Source organism: Segatella copri (assembly GCF_003465495.1).
GTDB lineage: Bacteria > Bacteroidota > Bacteroidia > Bacteroidales > Bacteroidaceae > Prevotella > Prevotella copri_G.
This window is the reverse complement of sequence record NZ_QSAV01000028.1, coordinates 1-20777: the sequence shown is the minus strand read 5'-3', so window position 1 is coordinate 20777 and position 20777 is coordinate 1. Positions and strand designations below refer to the sequence as shown.

The 20777-nt window shown below is 47.8% G+C and carries 15 protein-coding genes; 10 read left to right on the top strand and 5 right to left on the bottom strand.

Translation table 11 applies throughout. The features are described from left to right. The first annotated feature begins 14 nt into the window (after positions 1–14). From DWV53_RS09515 to udk, 3 genes are read left to right on the top strand one after another with little or no spacing between them, the layout of a single operon-like run. Positions 15–1085, top strand: a complete 1071-nt coding sequence (locus DWV53_RS09515) for an endonuclease/exonuclease/phosphatase family protein (protein ID WP_118153158.1) — start codon at positions 15–17, stop codon at positions 1083–1085. 3 nt (positions 1086–1088) lie between these two features. After that, complete coding sequence (locus DWV53_RS09510) at positions 1089–1658, top strand: uracil-DNA glycosylase family protein (protein WP_118153156.1); 570 nt, start codon at positions 1089–1091, stop codon at positions 1656–1658. Positions 1659–1672: 14 nt separating this feature from the next. Then, on the top strand, positions 1673–2296 hold the full coding sequence (gene udk, locus DWV53_RS09505) for a uridine kinase (protein WP_117691549.1): 624 nt from the start codon (positions 1673–1675) through the stop codon (positions 2294–2296). A 633-nt stretch (positions 2297–2929) separates the two neighbouring features. Here the strand turns inward: udk and DWV53_RS09500 are convergent. Beyond that, positions 2930–4204 (bottom strand): hypothetical protein, encoded by a 1275-nt coding sequence (locus tag DWV53_RS09500; RefSeq protein WP_118253976.1) that lies wholly within the window; start codon positions 4202–4204, stop codon positions 2930–2932. A gap of 224 nt (positions 4205–4428) precedes the next feature. Between DWV53_RS09500 and DWV53_RS09495 the strand changes: the two genes are divergently transcribed. From DWV53_RS09495 to DWV53_RS09480, 4 genes are all read left to right on the top strand, one after another. Then, complete coding sequence (locus DWV53_RS09495) at positions 4429–5277, top strand: hypothetical protein (protein ID WP_259318957.1); 849 nt, start codon at positions 4429–4431, stop codon at positions 5275–5277. Between the two features lie 116 nt (positions 5278–5393). After that, positions 5394–7169, top strand: a complete 1776-nt coding sequence (locus DWV53_RS09490; RefSeq protein ID WP_118153152.1) for a biotin/lipoyl-binding protein — start codon at positions 5394–5396, stop codon at positions 7167–7169. Positions 7170–7180: 11 nt separating this feature from the next. Then, positions 7181–7717 (top strand): HDIG domain-containing metalloprotein, encoded by a 537-nt coding sequence (locus DWV53_RS09485; protein ID WP_006847274.1) that lies wholly within the window; start codon positions 7181–7183, stop codon positions 7715–7717. A 16-nt stretch (positions 7718–7733) separates the two neighbouring features. After that, entirely contained in the window at positions 7734–10595 is a 2862-nt protein-coding gene (locus tag DWV53_RS09480) for a putative LPS assembly protein LptD (RefSeq protein ID WP_118153150.1), read from the top strand. A gap of 113 nt (positions 10596–10708) precedes the next feature. On the opposite strand, the gene DWV53_RS09475 is transcribed toward DWV53_RS09480, so the two are convergent. From DWV53_RS09475 to DWV53_RS09465, 3 genes are all read right to left on the bottom strand, one after another. Continuing rightward, positions 10709–12445, bottom strand: a complete 1737-nt coding sequence (locus DWV53_RS09475; RefSeq protein WP_117691538.1) for an AAA family ATPase — start codon at positions 12443–12445, stop codon at positions 10709–10711. 107 nt (positions 12446–12552) lie between these two features. Next, positions 12553–15102 carry a transglycosylase domain-containing protein gene (locus tag DWV53_RS09470; protein ID WP_118153148.1) on the bottom strand — a complete coding sequence of 850 codons (2550 nt, stop codon included), beginning with the start codon at positions 15100–15102 and terminating at the stop codon, positions 12553–12555. A 27-nt stretch (positions 15103–15129) separates the two neighbouring features. After that, complete coding sequence (locus tag DWV53_RS09465) at positions 15130–15780, bottom strand: DUF308 domain-containing protein (protein ID WP_118153146.1); 651 nt, start codon at positions 15778–15780, stop codon at positions 15130–15132. Between the two features lie 282 nt (positions 15781–16062). Here DWV53_RS09465 and DWV53_RS09460 point away from each other — a divergent pair, with 282 nt between their 5' ends. Both DWV53_RS09460 and DWV53_RS09455 read left to right on the top strand, forming a co-directional pair. Then, entirely contained in the window at positions 16063–16569 is a 507-nt protein-coding gene (locus DWV53_RS09460; RefSeq protein WP_118153144.1) for a histidine phosphatase family protein, read from the top strand. 86 nt (positions 16570–16655) lie between these two features. After that, positions 16656–17411 carry an SDR family oxidoreductase gene (locus DWV53_RS09455; RefSeq protein WP_117587184.1) on the top strand — a complete coding sequence of 252 codons (756 nt, stop codon included), beginning with the start codon at positions 16656–16658 and terminating at the stop codon, positions 17409–17411. A 98-nt stretch (positions 17412–17509) separates the two neighbouring features. Here the strand turns inward: DWV53_RS09455 and DWV53_RS09450 are convergent, their stop codons facing one another. Next, positions 17510–19156: a DUF6377 domain-containing protein gene (locus DWV53_RS09450; protein WP_118153142.1), complete on the bottom strand. Its 1647-nt coding sequence runs from the start codon at positions 19154–19156 to the stop codon at positions 17510–17512. Between the two features lie 717 nt (positions 19157–19873). Between DWV53_RS09450 and rfbD the strand changes: the two genes are divergently transcribed. Continuing rightward, on the top strand, positions 19874–20746 hold the full coding sequence (gene rfbD, locus DWV53_RS09445; protein WP_118153140.1) for a dTDP-4-dehydrorhamnose reductase: 873 nt from the start codon (positions 19874–19876) through the stop codon (positions 20744–20746). The last annotated feature ends 31 nt before the right edge of the window (positions 20747–20777 follow it).

Here is a 20777-nt window from a genome sequence, read left to right as displayed (position 1 = left end):
ATAATTAATATTGTATGAGAAAACATTTGCTCTTGCTGGCTGCCCTCCTCATGATAGGGCTGGGCGCTACAGCACAGAAAAAGAAGTCGCAGACTTCAGGCAACAGGCAGTTTCAAGTGTATGCTGTAGGTTTCTACAATCAGGAGAACCTCTTCGATACCTGTCATGATGCCGGTAAGAATGATTATGAGTATCTCCCTGCTAAGGGATGGAATGGTATGAAATATACCAATAAACTCAAGAATATGTCGCGCGCACTTGCCGATATGGGTACCGATGTGCTGCCTAACGTGGGCTGCGCCTTCATCGGTCTGGCTGAGGTTGAGAATGCCAACGTGCTTAAAGATCTCACCGCGCAGCCGCCCCTCAAGGCACGAAACATGCAGTTCTGCCATATCGAGGGTCCCGATAAGCGAGGCATCGACTGTGCGCTGCTCTATAATCCGGCACTCTTCACGGTGAAGAACACCCGATTGGTGCCTTACGTACAGGAACTCGCCAAGGATTCTGCCTACAAGACCCGTGGTTTCCTCACTGTTCGCGGTGAGCTGGCGGGCGAGGATGTGGCGGTTATCGTATGCCACTGGCCAAGCCGTTTCTCCGGTCCGTTCTATCGCGAGAGCGGAGCACGCCAGACCAAGGCTGTAAAAGACAGTTTGCTGAAGTTGAACCCAGCGATGAAAGTGTTCGTGATGGGCGATATGAACGATGATCCTACCGACGCCAGCATGCACAAGGTGCTGAAGGCGAAAGCTGAAATCAGCGAGGTAGGTGCCGATGATATGTATAACCCATGGTATAACATCCTGGCCAAGGAGGGTAAGGGAACCCTGTTCTACAGCGGTTCATGGAATCTCTTCGACCAGATTGTCATCACGCCTAATCTCCTGAACAAGGATAGTAAGAACAAGGACTATAGTTCTCTGAAGTTCTGGAAGAACCACATCTTCCGCCGCGATTACCTCATCCAGCAGGAAGGTCAGTACAAGGGTGCTCCTTTGCGTACCAAGGCAGGCGGCAGATGGCTTAACGGCTACAGCGATCACCTGCCGGTAGTGATGTACCTTGTGAAGGAAAAGAAGTAGAAAATGGTTGAGAATCATCCTTTTGAGCCGTGGCTGCCCGAAAATGCGCGGCTGCTGATGCTCGGCACGTTTCCGCCTGCAGAGAAGCGGTGGTGCATGCCCTGGTATTATCCCAACTTCCAAAATGATATGTGGAGGATATTCGGGATTATCTACTTCCAGGATAAGTTCCATTTTGTGGATGTAGAGAAGAAAACCTACCGCCTCGATGCTATTAAGAAATTTCTCAGGGAGAAGGGCGTCGCCATCTATGATACCGCACAGCAGGTGATACGCACCAAGAATACGGCATCCGACAAGGACCTGCAGATCGTGCAGCCCGCCGATCTCGACGGCATGCTCCGCCAGCTGCCCCATTGCAGGGCGGTGCTCACAGCCGGCCAGCTTGCCACGAAGGTATTTTCAGAACACTTCGGCATCAAGGAAAAGCCTGAAATGGGAGGCTATGCAGAATTCCAGTTCGAGGGCCGCAGACTCCGTCTGTACCGCATGCCCTCCAGTTCCCGTGCCTATCCTATGGCAGTGGAGAAGAAGGCTGAATTCTACCGCAAGATGTTTGATGAAATCTTATAGAAAGAAGAAAGAATATGAAAGATAAAGTGACCGTTATTGGCATTGCGGGAGGCACAGGCTCCGGCAAGACTACTGTGGTGAAGAAACTCGTAGAAGTGCTGCCGCCTCATTATGTGGCTGTGGTGCCCCTCGATTCATATTATAACGATACCTCGCAGATGACCGAGGAAGAACGTCATCAGATCAACTTCGACCACCCGTCGGCATTCGATTGGAAGCTTTTGCACCAGCAGCTCGCTGATCTGCGTGCTGGCAAGGCGATAGAGCAACCCACCTATAGTTATATCAAATGCAACCGTGAACCGGAAACGGTTCACGTTGACCCCAAACCGGTTGTGATTATCGAAGGCATCATGACGCTGGTGGACAAGAAGTTGAGAGACCTGATGGACCTGAAGGTGTTCGTGGATACCGATGCTGATGAGCGCCTGATACGCAACATTCAGCGTGATACCATCGACAGGGGTCGCACCGTATCGATGGTGGTAGACCGATACCTCAAGGTCCTGAAGCCGATGCACGAGCAGTTTATCGAACCCACCAAGCGCTATGCTGACATCATCATTCCGCAGGGTGGCGAAAACCTCAAGGGCATCGGCATCCTCTGCAAGTATGTAGAGGGACTGATAGAGAAATAAAAATATTTTTGCTCAAGCATTGCATTTCTTTAATGCAAAACAAAGTTTAATTAGGAAACAGGGCGGCCTTCTTCGTGAAAAGAGGTCCGCCCGCTTTGTTTTTATCCCAGTCTGGCTATTCAAGTAGTTCAGTTAGCTAACTCAAGTAGTTCAGTCAGCGAATTCAGCCGTCTCAATAAGCCTACGGATACGTCTGCGCTAGCCGACGCAGTAATATCCGTACCCCGACGCAGTAATATCTGTACCCCGACGCAGTAATATCTGTACCCCGACGCAGTAATATCTGTATCCCGACGCGGTAATATCTGTATCCCGACGCAGTAATATCTGTACCCCGACGCAGTAATATCCGTAACCCGGCGCAGTAATATCCGTGAGCCAGCGCAGCACAACGTGTGGTCCGTTTTCGTCAGGTCCCATAACCATATTCTGCAAAGATCTTCTTGCTTTTTGCAAGAAGATAAGCTGAAAAACGTGATAGATGAAGGCTATTAGTGATGGATAGCGTGATGGATATTGTAAACAATTTGTCCATCCATCACGCTTTCCTAAATAGATAATTCTCTTATTATCAGATGATTAACATTTTGAGAAGAGAAAAAGTGAGGGATGTGAGGGATAAAACTTAAAAGATTATTCCTCTTCCTCCTTCTCAAAAGCCTCTACGAAAGGCTGGTGGAAACCCTGGAAGATGCGGAGATACTCGGCTCGCACCTCATCACTCTCCTCAAAAAGATTCAACTCGCCACGCTTGTGAGCCTTCAGCATACTGCTGTAACGGCGAATCTTACGCTTGTAGTTCCTTGCCATCAACGCATCTGCCTGAACAGGATTCTGACTGACATACGAAAAGGCACAAAGCTGCTTCATGAACATGTCGAATACCGGATTGTCATGACTCCAGTCGTCCTCACTCAGCCAGAACCACTGGAAATGATACTTCTGCTCCAGTGCCATCAGATGCTGGCCCAGCTCGTCAATCTCCATGCCCTTCTGCATCTGCTCCTCAGCAAAAGCTACCAGAGATGCCGCATCTACATTCAACTCAACCTCGTGAGACAGCGTGGTGCCCTCAATCTGAATGCGCCAACGGTGATTCCTATTCTTGATGAGCGCAGAATTCGTGTTCATCAGCAACTCAGAAAGCTTGCCCTCGGTAGGAATCTGATCTACTACTGAAAGACGGTCGCGCTGGTTGCGAACCACCAGCTGATGGTCCTCATGGCGCAATACACACATGTAAACCAGCCTGTTGCTGTCGAGCTGAAGGGTGAAACGGTCGTTGTTGTCATCGCCCACAAATTCGTAGGTGTAGTCATCCACCTTATCCTGCGGAATGCTCAGCTCGCCATGCACCTTGTTGCCCTCGGCATCGTAGAGCGAGAAACCGATGTAAGGAATCTGAAGACGGAGGACAACCGGATTGCCGCCGTCCTCAGGAATCAGGGTAACAGCCAGTCCGTCATCGCCGAAATCATCCTTGCGGCATACGAATCCGTCATCCGTCTTCTCGGCCTTCTCCACCTTCACCTCGCCGTGGCGCCACCAGAAATCGAAGGTGATGGTCTGGTCGTCCTCAGCGGCTACACGGATGAAATCCTCGATGTCCTGACCCAGGTAAATCACCTTGGCAGGCTCAATCTCCTCATCGTCATCGCCCAGCGCTCGCACCCACATCTCGCCCGGAACAGGATCATCTTCCCATTCGGCATCAGCAGGGGCTGCAGTAGATTTGAAAACGAGGAAAACCATTCTTTCTTCTTCCCTCGTGCCATCTTCGCGGCACGTGAAGCACTTCGCCTCCTTAGGGATGAAGAATGGGGTTAACAGGTACGGGTTTTTGCATAATGCGGTATACTCTACCTCGGTCCATGCCGGGAGAGCGTGTGTATTTGTCTTGTCTGTCATATTCTCTTGTTGCATATAATTCTTGAGTTGGTCCTATTTCTTTTCATCATCCGGCGTGTGTGGCAGGACGAGGGGGATGTTGATCCCAAAAAACGGTTGCAAAGGTAATGCAAAATCGAGACACTACAAAATATATCACCTATTTTTTTAATTATTTTACGATTCAATATTTGGTGCTTCCAAAAAATAGTTGTAGTTTTGCATCTGAAATAATGAATAGAAAGATGAAAGTCAAGACAATACTCACACTGGCGCTAGCCGCCACAACCATCGCAGCATGTCATAGGGGAAAGAAACCACCACGTATGGACAATTCGAAACTCGCCATCAGCCTCTCGAAACCGGCTAAGGGCGACAGGGCTATCTACGGACTTGCCTGCCTGGGCTGCTCGGATACCGCGCTGGTGCTGCTGCCCAACGGAGGCGGCGACCCCGTAAGATACAACATTCTGGATGCCACTCGCAACCATCAGGTGTTTGGAGATATAGAGGTGGGCGACTGGGTTTGCGTGATGCCATGCGAGGAGAAGGATGAGAAGAACCGTGCCGACATGGTGATAGACCTGGACCAGCTGAAGGCCACCTGGACCTATCCGGTGATGCCGAAGCTGCGCGATGTATCGCATCTGAGCAAGCGCCAGCAGGCGAGAATCCTTGCCAATATGCCTGACAGCATCGTAGAAACCTATATGGTGCCGCGCCAGTATGGCTTCACCCTGAAGCGCATGAGCGAGGCGATGGCCGTGGGCAGGGTGATGATAAACAAGGATGTGGATGACGACAGTCCGGTAGAATATCCTGCCGTGCCTCAGTATACGGAATGGCATGCCTATAATGGTAAGCTGATTCTGGTGCAGGGCCACCGCGAGCTGGATGGCGTGGTGCTCAATGAGAAGACGAAGCGCGATACCTTCACCTTTGTATATATGAAGGGCGACAGTCTGGCTCTCTCTGATCGTGAGGGTCGCATCCAGGGTTTCCACCGCTCGCTCAATGCGATGAAGGCCAACGCCAAGGCCCATGCTGCAGCCGAGAAGCTGAACAGCAAGATGAAGAAGGAAATATTGAAGTAAATTACATAATAAATATAAAAAAAGAGGCGAATAGGACGATTTCTCAATTTTTTTGTCTAATTTTGCACCTTGGAATTTAATTCATACATCGAATATAAAGAAAAAGAACAAGAATAATGAAGAAGAAAATTCAGTTCAGTCTCGTTTATCGAGACATGTGGCAGAGCTCTGGTAAGTTCCAGCCACGCAAGGATCAGTTGGCTAAAATTGCCCCAGTTATCATCGAAATGGGATGCTTTAGCCGTGTAGAGACTAACGGCGGTGCCTTCGAACAGGTTAACCTCCTGGCAGGTGAAAACCCTAACGATGCCGTACGCGCATTCTGCAAACCTTTCAACGAGGTGGGTATCAAGACTCACATGCTCGACCGCGGATTGAACGCTCTTCGTATGTATCCTGTGCCTGACGACGTGCGCGCCCTTATGTATAAGGTAAAGGCTAAGCAGGGTACCAACATCACACGTATCTTCGACGGACTGAACGATGTGCGCAACATCATTCCTTCTATCAAGTGGGCTAAGGAGGGTGGCATGACTCCACAGTGTGCACTCTGTATCACCAACTCTCCTGTTCATACCCTGGAATATTACATGAACATCGCCGACCAGCTCATCGCTGCCGGTGCAGAGGAAATCTGTTTGAAGGATATGGCAGGTATCGGCCAGCCAGCATTCCTCGGCAAACTCACCAAGATGATTAAGGACAAGTATCCTGAGATCATCATCCAGTATCACGGCCACTCTGGTCCTGGTCTCTCTATGGCTTCTATCCTCGAGGTCTGCAACAATGGTGCCGACATCATCGATACAGCCATCGAGCCATTGTCATGGGGTAAGGTTCACCCAGACGTAATCTCAGTTATCAGCATGCTGAAGAACGAGGGCTTCGAGGTGCCTGAAATCAACATGAGCGCTTATATGAAGGCTCGTGCTATGACTCAGGAGTTCATCGACGAGTGGCTCGGCTACTTCATCAACCCAGGTAACAAGATCATGTCTTCATTGTTGCTCGGTTGCGGTCTCCCTGGCGGTATGATGGGTTCTATGATGGCAGACCTCGGCGGTATGCGTCAGACCATCAACAACATCCGCAAGAAGAAGGGTGAGGAAGAGTTGTCTATGGACGACCTGCTCATCAAACTCTTCGACGAGGTAGAGTATGTATGGCCACGCGTAGGTTATCCTCCATTGGTAACCCCATTCAGCCAGTATGTAAAGAACATCTCACTGATGAACCTCCTCACCATGGAGCAGGGCAAGGGTCGCTTCGTAATGATGGACGACTCTATGTGGGGTATGATTCTCGGTAAGAGCGGTAAGATTCCTGGAACTATCGACCCAGAACTCGTAGAGCTCGCCAAGAAGCAGGGCCGCGAGTTTACAGATGTTGATGCACACACATTGCTCACCAACGCCCTCGACGACTTCAAGAAGGAGATGGACGAGAACGGTTGGGATTACGGTCAGGACGACGAGGAACTCTTCGAGCTCGCTATGCACCCAGAGCAGTATCGCAACTACAAGAGCGGACAGGCAAAGAAGAACTTCCTGGCCGACCTTCAGAAGGCAAAGGATGCCAAGCTCGGTACAACCCTTACTCCTGCACAGCTTGCAGAGTTCAAGCACGCCAAGGCAGATGCCATCGTGGCACCAGTAGCCGGCCAGCTCTTCTGGGAATTCCAGGGCGAGGGCGAGTGCCAGCCAGCTGTAGAGCCATACATCGGCAAGGAATATAAGGAAGGTGATGCCTTCTGCTATATCCAGGCTCCTTGGGGCGAGTTTGAAACCATCCCAGCTGCATTGGGCGGCAAACTCGTAGAAATCAATGCCAAGCAGGGCAGCAAGGTGCGCAAGGGCGATGTTATCGCTTACATCGAGCGCGATGCTGAGTAAATATAATAGAAATGAATTATCAAGCTATTATTGATAAGTATTATCCTGAGGATAATGAGCTTCGGCATATCCTCATCACACATAGCCAATCTGTAGCGCGAAAAGCGCTACAGATTGTTTCGTATCATCCCGAATTGCAACTCGATGCCCAGTTTATCGAAGAAGCAGCTATGCTCCACGACCTCGGCATCTTCATGACCGATGCCCCAGGCATACAGTGTTTCGGCTCGCAGCCCTACATCTGCCATGGACGACTGGGAGCAGAAATCCTGCGCAAGGAAGGATATGAGCGACATGCCCGCGTATGTGAGCGCCATACCGGTGCAGGCATCACAGAGGCACAGATCATAGCACAGAACCTGCCCCTGCCACATCAGGATTTCCTGCCGGAAACCATGGAGGAGAAGGTGATTTGCTACGCTGATAAATTCTTCAGCAAAACTCACCTCGACCGGGAAAAAACAATTGAGAAAGCAGAAAAAAGTCTCATGAAGTTCGGAGAGGAAGGAGTAAAACGCTTCCAGCAATGGGAACGCATGTTTGAATAGAATTCTAATTTATTGAATGAGAAAACAATCGACGATAGCTATGCTGCTGCTCGCTGCCATCTCGTGTATGATGGTGGCTAATCCGGGTATGCCCGATTCGAAAAAGAAAAAGAAGAAGGAGAAGACGGAAACCGTGGACAGCGTGGGTGACAGTGTGTTCGTAGACTCGCTGGGCAACGAAATAAAGCCCAAGCTGAAACAGGCTGACGACACCACGCAGATGGACTCGCTGCAGAAAGCTATATGGAAACATAATAAAGTGGTGGATGACAGTATCCGCCTCGACAGTATCGCCAGAAAGAAACAGGGTGGAGTAGACGCACCGGTTAACTATCAGGCGGACGACTCTCTCGTATACGATGCCAAGAACAAGGTGGCATATCTCTACGGAAACTCCAACGTGAAGTATACCAACATGGACCTCAGTTCCGACCGCATCTCCATGGATATGGACAAGAGCAACGTGAAGGCGATGGGTACACCCGACAGTACGGCGGAGGGAGGCATCAAGGGCAAACCTGTCTTCAAGATGGGTAGCGATACCTATGATACCGACACCATCAAATTCAACTTCAAGAGCAAGAAGGCCCTTATTAATAATGTATATACAGAACAGCAAGACGGATTCCTGACCGGTATGAAGTCGAAACGCGACTCATCGGGAGTCATCTATCTGCAGCACGGAAGGTATACCACCTGCGATGATCCGCATCCCGACTTCTACATCTCGCTCTCCCGAGCCAAGGTAAGGCCGGGCAAGGATGTGGTATTCGGACCAGCCTATCTCGTGGTGTGCGATGTGCCTATGCCGCTTGCCATCCCTTACGGCTTCTTCCCGTTCACCAAGAGCTACAGCAGCGGTTTCATCATGCCAACCTATGGCGATGAAACGGCACGAGGATTCTATCTCAGAGATGGCGGATATTATTTCGCCATGAACGATAAATGGGACCTGAAGCTGCTGGGTGAGATTTATACCAAGGGATCGTGGGGACTCTCGGCAGCCAGCAACTACCGAAAGAGATACAAATACTCGGGTTCCTTCTTCTTCAGTTACCAGGATACGAAGAACGGCGACAAGGGAATGCCAGACTTTACCGAGCAGGAGAGCTTCAAACTGCAATGGAGCCACCGCCAGGACAGCAAGGCAAACCCATACAGTTCGCTTTCGGCAAGTGTGAACTTCGCCACATCGAGCTACGAACGCAACAACCTCAATTCGCTCTACAATCCGCAGACGATGACGCAGAGTACGAGAACCTCTTCCGTAAGCTGGAGCACCAACTTCTCGAGCATCGGAATGTCGCTCAGCTCTACCGCCAACCTCTCGCAGAATATGCGCGATTCATCCATCGCCATGACGCTGCCCGACCTGAACATCAGCATCTCCCGCTTCTATCCGTTCAGAAGAAAGAAGATGGTGGGCGATGAGAAATGGTACGAGAAGATAGCCATGAGCTATACGGGACACATCTCTAACAGCATCAATACCAAAGAGGATAAGCTGATGCACAGTTCACTCATCAAGGACTGGCGCAACGGATGGCAGCATCAGATACCGGTGAGCGCTACATTCACGCTCTTCAAATATCTCAACGTGAACCCATCGTTCAATTTCACCGACCGTATGTATACCAACAAGGTGGAGAGATCATGGGATGAAGCCAGCCAAACGGAGAAATGTGATACCATCTATGGTTTCAACAACGTGTATAACTGGAACATGAGTGTAGGTCTCTCTACCAAACTCTATGGTTTCTACATACCAAGCCGCAAGCTCTTCGGAGATAAGATACAGGCTGTGCGCCACGTGTTTACGCCTACGGTGAGTTTCAGTTATGCCCCAGACTTCGGAGCTTCACGCTACGGCTACTGGGACACCTACCAGAAGACCGATGCCGACGGAAACGTATCGCTGGTGAGCTACTCGAAGTATGCCAATGCCCTTTATGGTGCGCCGGGCAAGGGTAAGAGCGGTAATATCTCGTTTACCCTGGGCAACAACATCGAGATGAAGGTGAAGAGCGATAAGGACTCTACCGGATACAAGAAACTCAGTATCATCGATGCGTTCGACATCAACATGAGTTACAATACCGCAGCCAAGGTTCGCCCTTGGAGCGATATGAACATCAACCTCAGACTGAAGTGGTGGAAGAACTATACCTTCAACATGAACGCTGTGTTTGCCACCTATGCCTACGAGCTGGACGACCAGAACAATGTTTATGTGGGTACCCATACGGAGTGGGGCAAGGGCAGGTTCGGACGATTCCAGGGTATGTCGCAGAACTTCTCGTTCACACTGAACCCGGAGAAGCTGAAGAAACTCTTTGGCGGGGGCGATGATGAGGACGACAAGAAGGACAGCCAGCGCAATGATGATGACGATGAAGGTCTGGATACCGACATCGAGAGCAACGTAGACGACAGCATGGAGAAGGGTAAGACGGCAGCCAAGAAGGGCGGAAAGGCTGAAACGGATTCAGATGGTTATATGGCGTTTAAGATGCCATGGTCGCTGACCTTCGGTTATGGTGTAACGATGCGCGAGGATACGCGAAGAGAGAAGTTCAATGAGAAGACGATGCGCTATGCATACAAGTTTACCCAGACTCTGAACATGAGTGGTAACGTAAGAATCAGTGATGGCTGGAACATCAGTTTCTCATCCGGTTATGATTTTGACAACCACAAGATCAGTATGACCACCGCCAGTCTGGCTCGTGATCTTCACTGTTTTAACATGAGCTGTTCTGTGGTTCTCGCTCCATATACGAGCTACAACTTCACCTTCCGTTGTAACGCAGCCACCCTGACAGATGCGCTGAAATACGACAAGAGAAGCGGTTATTCGAACGCTGTACAATGGTACTAGATGATAGTTTATAGTTGAAAGTTTATAGTTAATAGAGCTTTTCAGCTTATAGTTAAAAAAAAAACAGGCAAGTGATTTTGCCTGTTTTTTTTGTTTTTTACCCTTTTACCTTTTTACTTTTTTACCTTTAAAAGCCTTTTTTTCGCCTCCGGGTGCTCAGGATAAAGGGTGAGGGCCTTGCGGTAATTCATGATGGCAGCCTCTTTCATGCCCTCTTTTTCGCACTCCTTCCCCATAATCACATACTCCGTGGCAAGGCGCTTGAGGAACTTCTGCTGCTTCTCCTTCTCTTCATCCTTCTTTCTTATTTCTTCGCGCAACCGCTCGTTCTCTGCCTGAAGCTCGTTCACCCTGTTCAGCTTTTTGCGGATGAAACGCTTGGCAAGTGGCTGCTCGATATCATAACGGCTGTGGATGGCAAGGAAGAAGTTATCGAGAGCCGACTGCATATCGCCCCTGTCAAAGGCCTTGACGGCATCATGATACTGCTTGTCGGCCTTACTCTGGGTAAGCGCTGTATTGATGGTGCTCTGGTCGTTGTAATGACGGGCAAACTGCTTGACATCATTGCGCACGAAAACATCACTCTGACGCAACGGCTCCTGAAGACTGATGCCCTCGAGACTGGTGCAGCGGGACAAGGCAACATACGTCTGTCCGCCCGCAAAGACACCACCCGTGAAATCAATCTTCACCTGGTTGAAGGTGAGGCCCTGGCTCTTATGAACCGTTATCGCCCAAGCCAGACGGATGGGGTACTGCTCGTATCTGCCAATTTCTTCCTCCTCAATCTTTTTCTCAACCTCATTGAAATGGTATCTCATGTTGCTCCATGCCGCAGGCTCCACCATCACATCCTTGCCTTCCTCGGTGCGCACATAAATCTTGGCATCCTCATCCTCATCAAAACCGATGATGGTGCCCAGCGTTCCATTCACCCACTGATGCTCGATATCATTCTTGATGAAGATAACCTGAGCCCCCGTCTTGAGGTAAAGCTCGATAGGGGTAGGGAGACTGCTCTCCGGAAACTCGCCCTGTATGTGGCCACGGAAGAGGCAAGGCTCTCCCGGAAGACACTGGAGCTGGCTGTCGTTGATGTAATCTACCGTATCGCGGCGTGTAGAGAGGGTGATGGCAAGTTTGGAATCGCTCTCATCGAGCTGGGCTCCCACGCGCTGGTTGAGGCGCTGTAGATCCTGCATGGGCACCTGAGACGTGCGGATATGGTCGAGGATGCTGATGAAAACGGGATCGCTCTGACGGTATACCTTCTTGAGTTCGATGCTCACGAGCTTGAAGTATTCGAACACCTTGGCATCGAAGAAGAAACTGCTGCGGTAGAAGGGACTGAGCAGACGACGGTCGTCTTCCCTCACCACAGGCTCCAGCTGGAAGATATCGCCCACCAGAAGCAGCTGCTTGCCCCCGAAAGGCTCTCGCATGTTGCGGCAATATACCCGCAATACCTTGTCCAGGAAATCGATGATATCGGCACGAACCATACTGATCTCATCGATGATGATGAGCTCTACCTCGCGTATAATCTTTATCTTCTCTGAATTATACTTCAGGGTGTTGCGGATGTTGCGGACGGAATACATGCTGTCGTTGGGCAGCAGCGGGTGGAAAGGAAGCTTGAAAAAGCTGTGGAGCGTGCTTCCTCCGGCGTTGATGGCCGCAATGCCTGTTGGGGCAAGAATGATATGTTTCTTCTTGGTATTGGCGGCTATATAACGTAAAAAAGTAGATTTACCCGTCCCCGCCTTTCCGGTAAGGAAAAGCGAACGACGGGTAAACTGTATGATTTGGAGTGCATTCTGCAACTCCGGGTTGTCGAGATCAATCATTGTATTTAATTTATAGTTTATAATTTATAGTTTATAGCATAAGCCACATTAAATCGCCTTCTTGCTAAACGGCGTAGCCGCTATAAACTATAAACTATAAACTAAATTTAAAGATCATCGAAGTTGACAGGCTGCTCCGTTGGCTTAGCCTTCTTCTTCTCTTTCTTTTCTTCTGTGGTGGCTGTACCGTTGGCAGATTCGCCTTCAGCCTTCTTGGCAGGAACCTCGCGGATGATAGGGTTGCCTTCGTCATCGAGAACGATCTCTTCCTGGAAGGCGGTACTGTCTACCTTGGTGGTATCTACCTTTGGCTTTGGTGCATAGCTTGCACAGATGTACATATCGCTGGTGATATCGCTGTCCTGTGGCTTGTCAAACTTGCCGTGATACTGCTGGAAGGCTGGGTCGCCAAAGACACTCTGGAGGAAGTAACCGCACACAGGAAGAGCGGTTCTCGAACCCTGACCCAAGGCTCCGGTGCGGAAGTGGAGACAGCGGTATTCGCCTCCTACCCAGGCACCAACTACGAGCTTAGGGCTCACACACATGAACCAGGCATCGGAGTGGTTATTGGTGGTACCTGTCTTTCCACCGAACTCTGTATCACGGTAGTTGCCTACATAGCCCCAGAGACTCTGGGATGTACCTCCCGGCTCCTTCATACCGCCCTGTAAGAGCTGCTGCATGAGGAAGGCACTCTTGTAAGGTATTACCTGCTCTTCTGTAGAAGGACCCTCGTAAACCACCTTACCATCGTGGTCTACAATCTTGGTAACCAATACCGGGTCGTGGTGCTTGCCATTGTTGGCAATGGTGCTGTAGGCGCATGCCATCTCCAGGAGGTTGACATCGCTGGAACCGAGGGCGAGAGAAGGGGTGTCATCCAGCGGACTGTTGATACCCATCTTCTTGGCTGTCTCGATGATGCGCTTGATGCCCATCTCCTGTCCTAATCTTACAGCCACAGAGTTGATACTCTTGGCAAAGGCACTCTTCAATGGGATACTGTCGCCCGAGAACGAACCGTTGGCATTGGATGGACGCCAGATGGTCATTTCGTGCTTCTTCTTATCGTATACCTCCATAGAGATATATTCGTCGCGACGCTTATCACAAGGGGTTAAACCCTGATTCATCGCCTCGGTATATACAAAGAGCTTGAAGGTAGAACCAGGCTGGCGCTCGGCTGTTACCTTGTCATACTTCCAGTGGTCGAAGTCGATATCGCCCACCCATGCCTTTACTGCTCCGGTCTGTGGCTCCATGGCTACAAAGGCGCAGTGCATGAAGGTGGTCATATACTTGATGGAGTCTTCTGATGTCATGTTCATCGTGATGCTGCCCTTGTCATAATCGAACACCTTAACCGGGTGAACCCACTCCTTATAGTAATAGTTTACTGAGTCGGGATTGTTAGGGAAGCGGGCTACCAATGCCTTGTAGAATGGCTGGCGCTCGGCGATGCCCTGGATGAAGTTTGGTATCACGTTGTGGTTCTCATCCTGCCAAGGATCCTGACCCATCCAGTTGCCTTTGCCTGCCTGGGTACGGCGGATGCTCCAGTGGTTGTTGAAGTTCTGCTGTACCTGTTTCATCTGCTTGCGGGCTGCATCTTCTGCATACTTCTGCATGCGGGTATCGATGGTGGTATAAATCTTCAAACCGCTGGTATAGAGGTCGTAACCTTCGTCTTTACACCAGTCTTTCAGGTAGTTGGCTACTGCTTCACGGAAGTATTTAGCCTGTCCATCGTAGTTTTCTTCTACCTTGAAATCGAGCTTGATAGGCTCGTCTTTCAGTTCATTGTATCTGTCTTTTGAGAGATCGCCATGTGTCACCATATTATATAATACGGTGTTGCGGCGTGCAAGACTGTTCTCCGGGTTGGTGCGTGGGTTGTAGTAGGTGGTAGCTTTGAGCATGCCCACGAGCACGGCAGCCTGACCGGTGGTCAACTCCTTAGGAGTGGTGTTGAAGTAGGTCTTCGCAGCGGTTTTGATACCATAGGAATTGCTACCGAAATCTACGGTATTGGCATACATGGTGATGATTTCCTTCTTGCTGAACACCGTTTCGAGTTTTACCGCGATGATCCACTCCTTGCTCTTGATGATGAGCAGGCGGAGTACAGGAATCTTGCCCAGCAAACCGGTAGAATATTGCGAACGTACACGGAACATGTTCTTCGCCAGCTGCTGTGTGATGGTAGAAGCACCGCGCCCGTTATGATGGAGGAGTGCATCCTTCGCAGCAGCAAACACACCGATAGGGTCGATACCGATATGCTTGTAGAATCGTTCATCCTCGGTATCTACCAGTGCCTTGAAGAAATCAGGTGTTACCTCATCATATTCTACCGGAGTACGGTTTTCGTTGAAATACTTGCCGATGAGCTTTCCATCAGCCGAATAGATTTCAGAGGCCTCTGAGGTCTGTGGATCCAGGATGCCTGAGAAATAGCCAGGTGACTTGCCGAAGAGCCATAAGAAGTTGATATCTACTGCGCCCAGATACAAGATGAAGGCAACTATACAACTTGCCAAGCCAATGAGGGTCTTGGTATACCACGCTCTGCCCTGATACAATCCCTTGTACCAAGGCCAGAATGCGCGAAACTTTTGCCATAACCAGGCAAAGAGAGCTTTAATTTTATTCATATATGATGATATAATGATTTCGTTGTTTTACTCTTCGTTCTTCACTTCCTCTACATCCACATAAATCTCCTTTGAATCCTGTTTCTGCTGCTGGTTCTTCAGCCAGATTCTCTTGTTGTTGGAGACTTTAAAGGCGTTGAGAAGCTCTACTACTCCATAGATGAACATACCCCAACCGATGATGAAAAGAGGGGCAGAGGCGATGGCTGAAGGCTTGATGATGGCGAGCAGACCCAGCAGAAGAAGGGCTGAAGGGAAGAGCCAGAAAAGAATGCCTACGCGTCCCATCTTAGCTGCTGAAGCCAGATTGACAAACTGGGTCAGAGCGCCCAAAATCAGGATGAACGCCAGGATGAACATCAGCCAGGCGATAAACACCTGAGGCATCAGGGCAAGCAGCAATCCCAGGATAAGACTGCCTACGCTCACAAGCGGGAATTTAGGCATCATACCCATGATAGGCTTACCATTGGAATCAGACAGAATCTGGCCCTGCATCTTCTCTGCATTGCGCTTGGCTGCCCAATAACTGGCAAGGGAGATGACACCTGAAAGGAAAAACAAAACACCGATGGCGATGGTTATCCAGGTGACGGTCTGCTCACGATATTGGATGAGCAGGACTCCTACGATGATGGCGCATACTGCGCGGAATATTGAACTGTGTATTACCTTCATACTAAAACTGATTTTGTTATTTCGGGGCAAAGTTACGAAAGAAATCCGAAACTAGCAAGAAGTTTTTTATATAAACTTAAATTATTGCTATATTTAACGCTAATTATTGCTATATTTAACGCAAATTATTTGTTGGTCTCGATAGAAAGCCGTAATTTTGTAAGCAAAATCAGAAACATGATGTCTTGGAAAGAGACTTAGTGAAAGTAAAAACTATGTCTGGAGTATAGACTTAGGAAAAGTAAAAACTCATTTTTGATATAGACGGAAAAAGTAAAGACAATGACAAAATTATATTTGGTGCGCCATGGTGAAACGGTGGATAACAAGGCGCAAATTATGCAGGGACAAACACCGGGAAAACTCAATATGAAAGGTATTGAGCAGGCTGAGGAAGTGGCCAGGAAAATGGCGGGTACACCTATCGATGTTTTCGTATCGAGCGATCTCTATCGCAGTATACAGACCTGTGAAATTATCGCCGGCTCGCATTCTATTGTCACCACTCCCTTGCTCAGAGAGCGCGATTGGGGCGATTTTACGGGTAAATTCATCCCTGACCTGCCGAAGGACCCAAAGGATTGGCCGGACAACATAGAGACGCTGGAAAAGATGAAATCAAGAGCCCAGAATTTCCTTACCTGGCTCAAGGTTACTTATCCTGACCAGACCGTTCTTGCTGTGGGGCATGGCATCATCAACAAGGCTATCCAGAGTGTTTATTATAAACGTCCGATGAACCAGATAGAGAAAATGGCGAATGCTGAGGTCAGAGTCCTTATTCTTTAAGTGAAGAGTGAAGAATTCAATTGCTTCGCTAATCATAAAGTTCAAAGTATCAAAAGTTCTAAGTATAATTCAAAGTATCAAAGAATATGAATAAAATTGCTCTTATTACAGGCGCAACAAGCGGTATTGGCGAAGGTTGTGCACGTCGTTTTGCCCGTGGCGGCTATAACCTGATTCTTACAGGTAGAAATACGGGAAAGTTGGAAATCCTGAAGAAAGAACTCGAGGCTGAGGGCGTTGAGGTGCTTGCCTTGGCTTTCGATGTGCGTAACCGTGAAGCTGCCAAGAAAGCGGTGGATTATATCCCTGAGGAGTGGCGCAATGTGGATGTGCTTATCAATAATGCAGGACTCGCACGTGGACTGGAACCTGAATATGAGGGCGATTTTGAGGATTGGGACCAGATGATTGATACCAATATCAAGGGCCTCTTAACCATGACTCGCCTGATTGTACCTGGTATGGTGGAGCGTAATCATGGTCATGTAATCAATATAGGTAGTGTGGCGGGTGATGCTGCTTATGCGGGAGGTAATGTATATTGTGCTACCAAAGCGGCTGTAAAGGCTATTACAGACGGCTTGCGCATTGATGTGGCACATACGAAAGTGCGTGTTACCAATGTGAAACCGGGTTTGGTTGAAACCAACTTCTCTAACATCCGTTTCCATGGTGACCAGAACCGCGCAGACAACGTTTACCGCGGCATAGAGCCTCTGAACGGCGATGACGTGGCAGATGTTGCCTTCTATGCTGCAAGTGCTCCAGAACATGTGCAAATAGCTGAGGTCCTGGTTCTTGCTACGCATCAGGCTAACGGAACCGTGATACACAGAAGCTAGTTAATAGTTTACAGTTAATAGTTTATAGTTTATAGAGGCTGCGCCGTTGAGCAAGATTGTCAAAGCGGTTTATGCTATAAACTGTAAACTATTAATTATTAACTATTAATGATGTGGCAAAGCTGATTGATATCTGATTCGAATGTATCTCGATTAATCGCCTTTGCTCGCATTCCAGACTTGTAGTTATAGATGGTCTGGGTGGAGTAATGCAGCAGGGTGGCAATCTCCTGGCTGTCGGTTACACCCAGTCGCATCAGGGCAAAGATGCGAATCTCAGTAGTCAGGTCGTGCGTAGTAGGAACTTCCATTTGACATTCTGGCAGCAGGAGCTTGTTCAACTCAGTAACGAAACCCGGATACAACTCCATGAATGCCTTATCGAACCGGTTGTAGAACATCTGTGATTCCTCTTCTTCCAATTTATGGGTGTTGAGACTCTTCAGCAAATCGGCGGTCTGGTTTGCCTTGATCTTACGGCTTACCAGTTTGCGGTAATCTGATAACTTGCTGATATAAGCCGCACTGATGTCCATAAAGAGGCGCATGTAGGTCTCTCGCTTGATATTGGTCTCTATCAGCTGCTGGTTCAGTTCGGTGAGCTGTGCATTCATCTCTTTCTGCTTCTCGTTCTGTTCTTCAATCTCAGCCTTGTTTTTCTTCAGCCTGTTCTTCTGTCGGTTGTTGACTAAGGAGAGGATGAGGATGATGACCAGTGCTATGCTTACACCAATGAACCCCCAAAGAAAGCGGGTACGAGAGCGCTCGGCAGCCTGCTGGTTGGCTGAAGCGATGACTGGAAGGATGTTGGATATCTCTATCATGCGCAATTGGTTGTTGAAGAACTGTGCATCTTCCATAGTGTGCTGGATATATTTGGCAGCTCTCTTGCTGTTGCTCGCATCCTTTTTAAAGATGTAGTAGGCTAGCTTTTGAAGCGCAACAGTTTCTTTGAGTTGGCACAATCCATCGCTCACGGATGCCTCTACGAGATATTCCTCGTAAAGGTCGAATTTGCCGGTTTTTTTGTAATATCTGGCTATACCATAAGCTGACATGGCATGGATACGGGATTTGGCTGGCGACATCTTCAATGCCTTCAGATAATGGTTGAGCGATTCCTTGCTGGTAGGGTTGTGGAGATAGGCGTATTCGCCCATGAGATACTGATAGAAGACGTTATGCTTATTGTTTTCGTTGAAACTCTGTACCAGAAGGGTCATATATTGTTTCTTCTGGGCACGGAATTCTTCGGCGTAATCTGAGTTCTTGGCGTATGATTCCCAATAGCTGTAGAGCCAGGCGTATGTGAAGTAATAGTATAGCTTCAGCTGGTATGGCATCTCGTCGGGATTGAGCGATTGGAGTAAGTTTTCTGCTTTGTCATAAAACCCCCTTACCGAGAGTATGGATGCCTGGTTTATCTGGTTGCGTAAAATATAATAGGTGTTATGACATTTTTTAGCCAATTCAAACCCCTGTTTCATATATGCGTATGCTGAGTCGTAGCGGTAAGCACTATAGGCATGATATATGCTGTCAAGAAACAGTAGTCGGGTTTGGTCGTCTTCAGCTTCATAAGCTTGCCGCTTCAGATGTTTCAATTCCTTTTCCTTGATTCCCTGATAATATTGGTCGTTTTCAATCATCTTGTCAATACGATCCAATAAAGTCTTCTCGTCCGTTTTGCCTTGAGCAGCCAATGGCATAGTAAGCAAAAGAAGTAAATATATAAGTAGTTTCATCTTTAATGTTTCTTTATAATTATAACAAAATCGTCTTTTAAATGTTATTTTCGTCCTTTTGTCCGTTTTGTGGTGCAAAGATACAAATTTCCTTTCATATAATACAATTTACTTTAGATAAAAATAGTTAATATATTAAAGTGTCTGATTCTTAAGGAGTTATCTGTTTCTTTGGTAGACTTATTTTTTACCAAAATACTACTTAGGTATACAACTTTGAAAAAAATGATATAACTTTGCAACCGAAATCAGAAAACAGTAGTTTTTATGGTTTAATTACCACTTCAAGTCTTCTAAAAGTATTTAATGATAAAGAAAATTCCTTTTGTTGATTTAGTATGTTGATTTAAATAGGAAAACAGGTTTAGTTTATATTAGGGAAAAAAGGATTGGTAATAGACTAGGCTACTTGATGATTCAAGTTTGCCCTTAAAGGCAAAGCTTATCTATTATGTTTTAGGGAAAACCGCCATGCTTTTGTGAAAAAGTGTGGCGGTCTTTGTTTAATATATGTTAGTTTCTTCTCTTTTCTTTTTCTTTTCTTTGGTCAACTCAAATTATTTTTTTACCTTTGCCACATATTTATATATAGATGAATGGATTTATATATATAGGTAGTAGGAAATAGATTTCGAAAGAAAATATCAGTTTTCTTCATGTGTAGAGGGAAATGGTAAGTAGACTTTAAAATATTATATTGAATAAAATATTAAAACAATGAATATATTAGTAACAGGCGCTAATGGTCAATTGGGACATGAAATGCAAATCTGTGCCCAAAAAAGCAATCACAAGTTTGTCTTCACCGATGTGGCTGAAGGCTATGAAAAACTGGATATCACCAATCTTGACGCTATCCGAGAAAAGGTGAGGGAGAATGATATTCAGGTAATTGTTAACTGCGCTGCTTATACCAACGTAGATAAGGCTGAAACAGATTACGATCTGGCTAATCTGCTCAACAGTACTGCTGCGGGAAATTTGGCACAGGCTATGAAGGAGGTAGATGGTACTTTGATTCATGTATCTACCGACTATGTTTTTCAGGGCGACAAGAATATACCTTGCCGTGAAGATTGGGAAACGAATCCTTTGGGGGTATATGGTAAAACGAAACTTGCAGGCGAAAAGAGTATTGAAGCTACTGGATGCAAGCATATCATCATCCGTACAGCATGGCTCTACTCGCAGTGGGGTAAGAACTTCGTGAAAACCATGCAGAGTCTCACGGCAAGCCATGACACCCTAAAGGTGGTCTTCGACCAGGTGGGTACTCCAACTTACGCTGGCGACCTGGCTGCTGTCATCTCACATATCATCGAAACTGACCAGTTGGATAAGACGGGCATCTACCACTTCTCTAATGAGGGTGTCTGCTCTTGGTTTGATTTCGCTAAGATTATCTGCGAACTGAGCGGAAATACTTGCGATATACAGCCTTGCTACAGCGAGGAGTTCCCAAGCCCTGTAAAGCGTCCTCACTTCTCTGTACTTGACAAGAGTAAGCTGAAGCAGACTTTCGGATTCAAGGTGCCATACTGGACTGACAGTTTAAAGAAGTGCATCGCTGAATTGGCGGCAGCAAAATAATTATTAATTATAAATTATAAATTATTAATTG

What these genes read in the sequence shown, in the direction of transcription:
- DWV53_RS09470 (WP_118153148.1), bottom strand. Translation starts at nt 15,102, where the DNA reads ATGAATAAAATTAAAGCTCTCTTTGCCTGGTTATGGCAAAAGTTTCGC.
- DWV53_RS09515 (WP_118153158.1), top strand. Translation starts at nt 15, where the DNA reads ATGAGAAAACATTTGCTCTTGCTGGCTGCCCTCCTCATGATAGGGCTG.
- DWV53_RS09465 (WP_118153146.1), bottom strand. Translation starts at nt 15,780, where the DNA reads ATGAAGGTAATACACAGTTCAATATTCCGCGCAGTATGCGCCATCATC.
- DWV53_RS09480 (WP_118153150.1), top strand. Translation starts at nt 7,734, where the DNA reads ATGAGAAAACAATCGACGATAGCTATGCTGCTGCTCGCTGCCATCTCG.
- DWV53_RS09460 (WP_118153144.1), top strand. Translation starts at nt 16,063, where the DNA reads ATGACAAAATTATATTTGGTGCGCCATGGTGAAACGGTGGATAACAAG.
- udk (WP_117691549.1), top strand. Translation starts at nt 1,673, where the DNA reads ATGAAAGATAAAGTGACCGTTATTGGCATTGCGGGAGGCACAGGCTCC.
- DWV53_RS09490 (WP_118153152.1), top strand. Translation starts at nt 5,394, where the DNA reads ATGAAGAAGAAAATTCAGTTCAGTCTCGTTTATCGAGACATGTGGCAG.
- DWV53_RS09455 (WP_117587184.1), top strand. Translation starts at nt 16,656, where the DNA reads ATGAATAAAATTGCTCTTATTACAGGCGCAACAAGCGGTATTGGCGAA.
- DWV53_RS09495 (WP_259318957.1), top strand. Translation starts at nt 4,429, where the DNA reads ATGAAAGTCAAGACAATACTCACACTGGCGCTAGCCGCCACAACCATC.
- rfbD (WP_118153140.1), top strand. Translation starts at nt 19,874, where the DNA reads ATGAATATATTAGTAACAGGCGCTAATGGTCAATTGGGACATGAAATG.
- DWV53_RS09475 (WP_117691538.1), bottom strand. Translation starts at nt 12,445, where the DNA reads ATGATTGATCTCGACAACCCGGAGTTGCAGAATGCACTCCAAATCATA.
- DWV53_RS09500 (WP_118253976.1), bottom strand. Translation starts at nt 4,204, where the DNA reads ATGACAGACAAGACAAATACACACGCTCTCCCGGCATGGACCGAGGTA.
- DWV53_RS09485 (WP_006847274.1), top strand. Translation starts at nt 7,181, where the DNA reads ATGAATTATCAAGCTATTATTGATAAGTATTATCCTGAGGATAATGAG.
- DWV53_RS09510 (WP_118153156.1), top strand. Translation starts at nt 1,089, where the DNA reads ATGGTTGAGAATCATCCTTTTGAGCCGTGGCTGCCCGAAAATGCGCGG.
- DWV53_RS09450 (WP_118153142.1), bottom strand. Translation starts at nt 19,156, where the DNA reads ATGAAACTACTTATATATTTACTTCTTTTGCTTACTATGCCATTGGCT.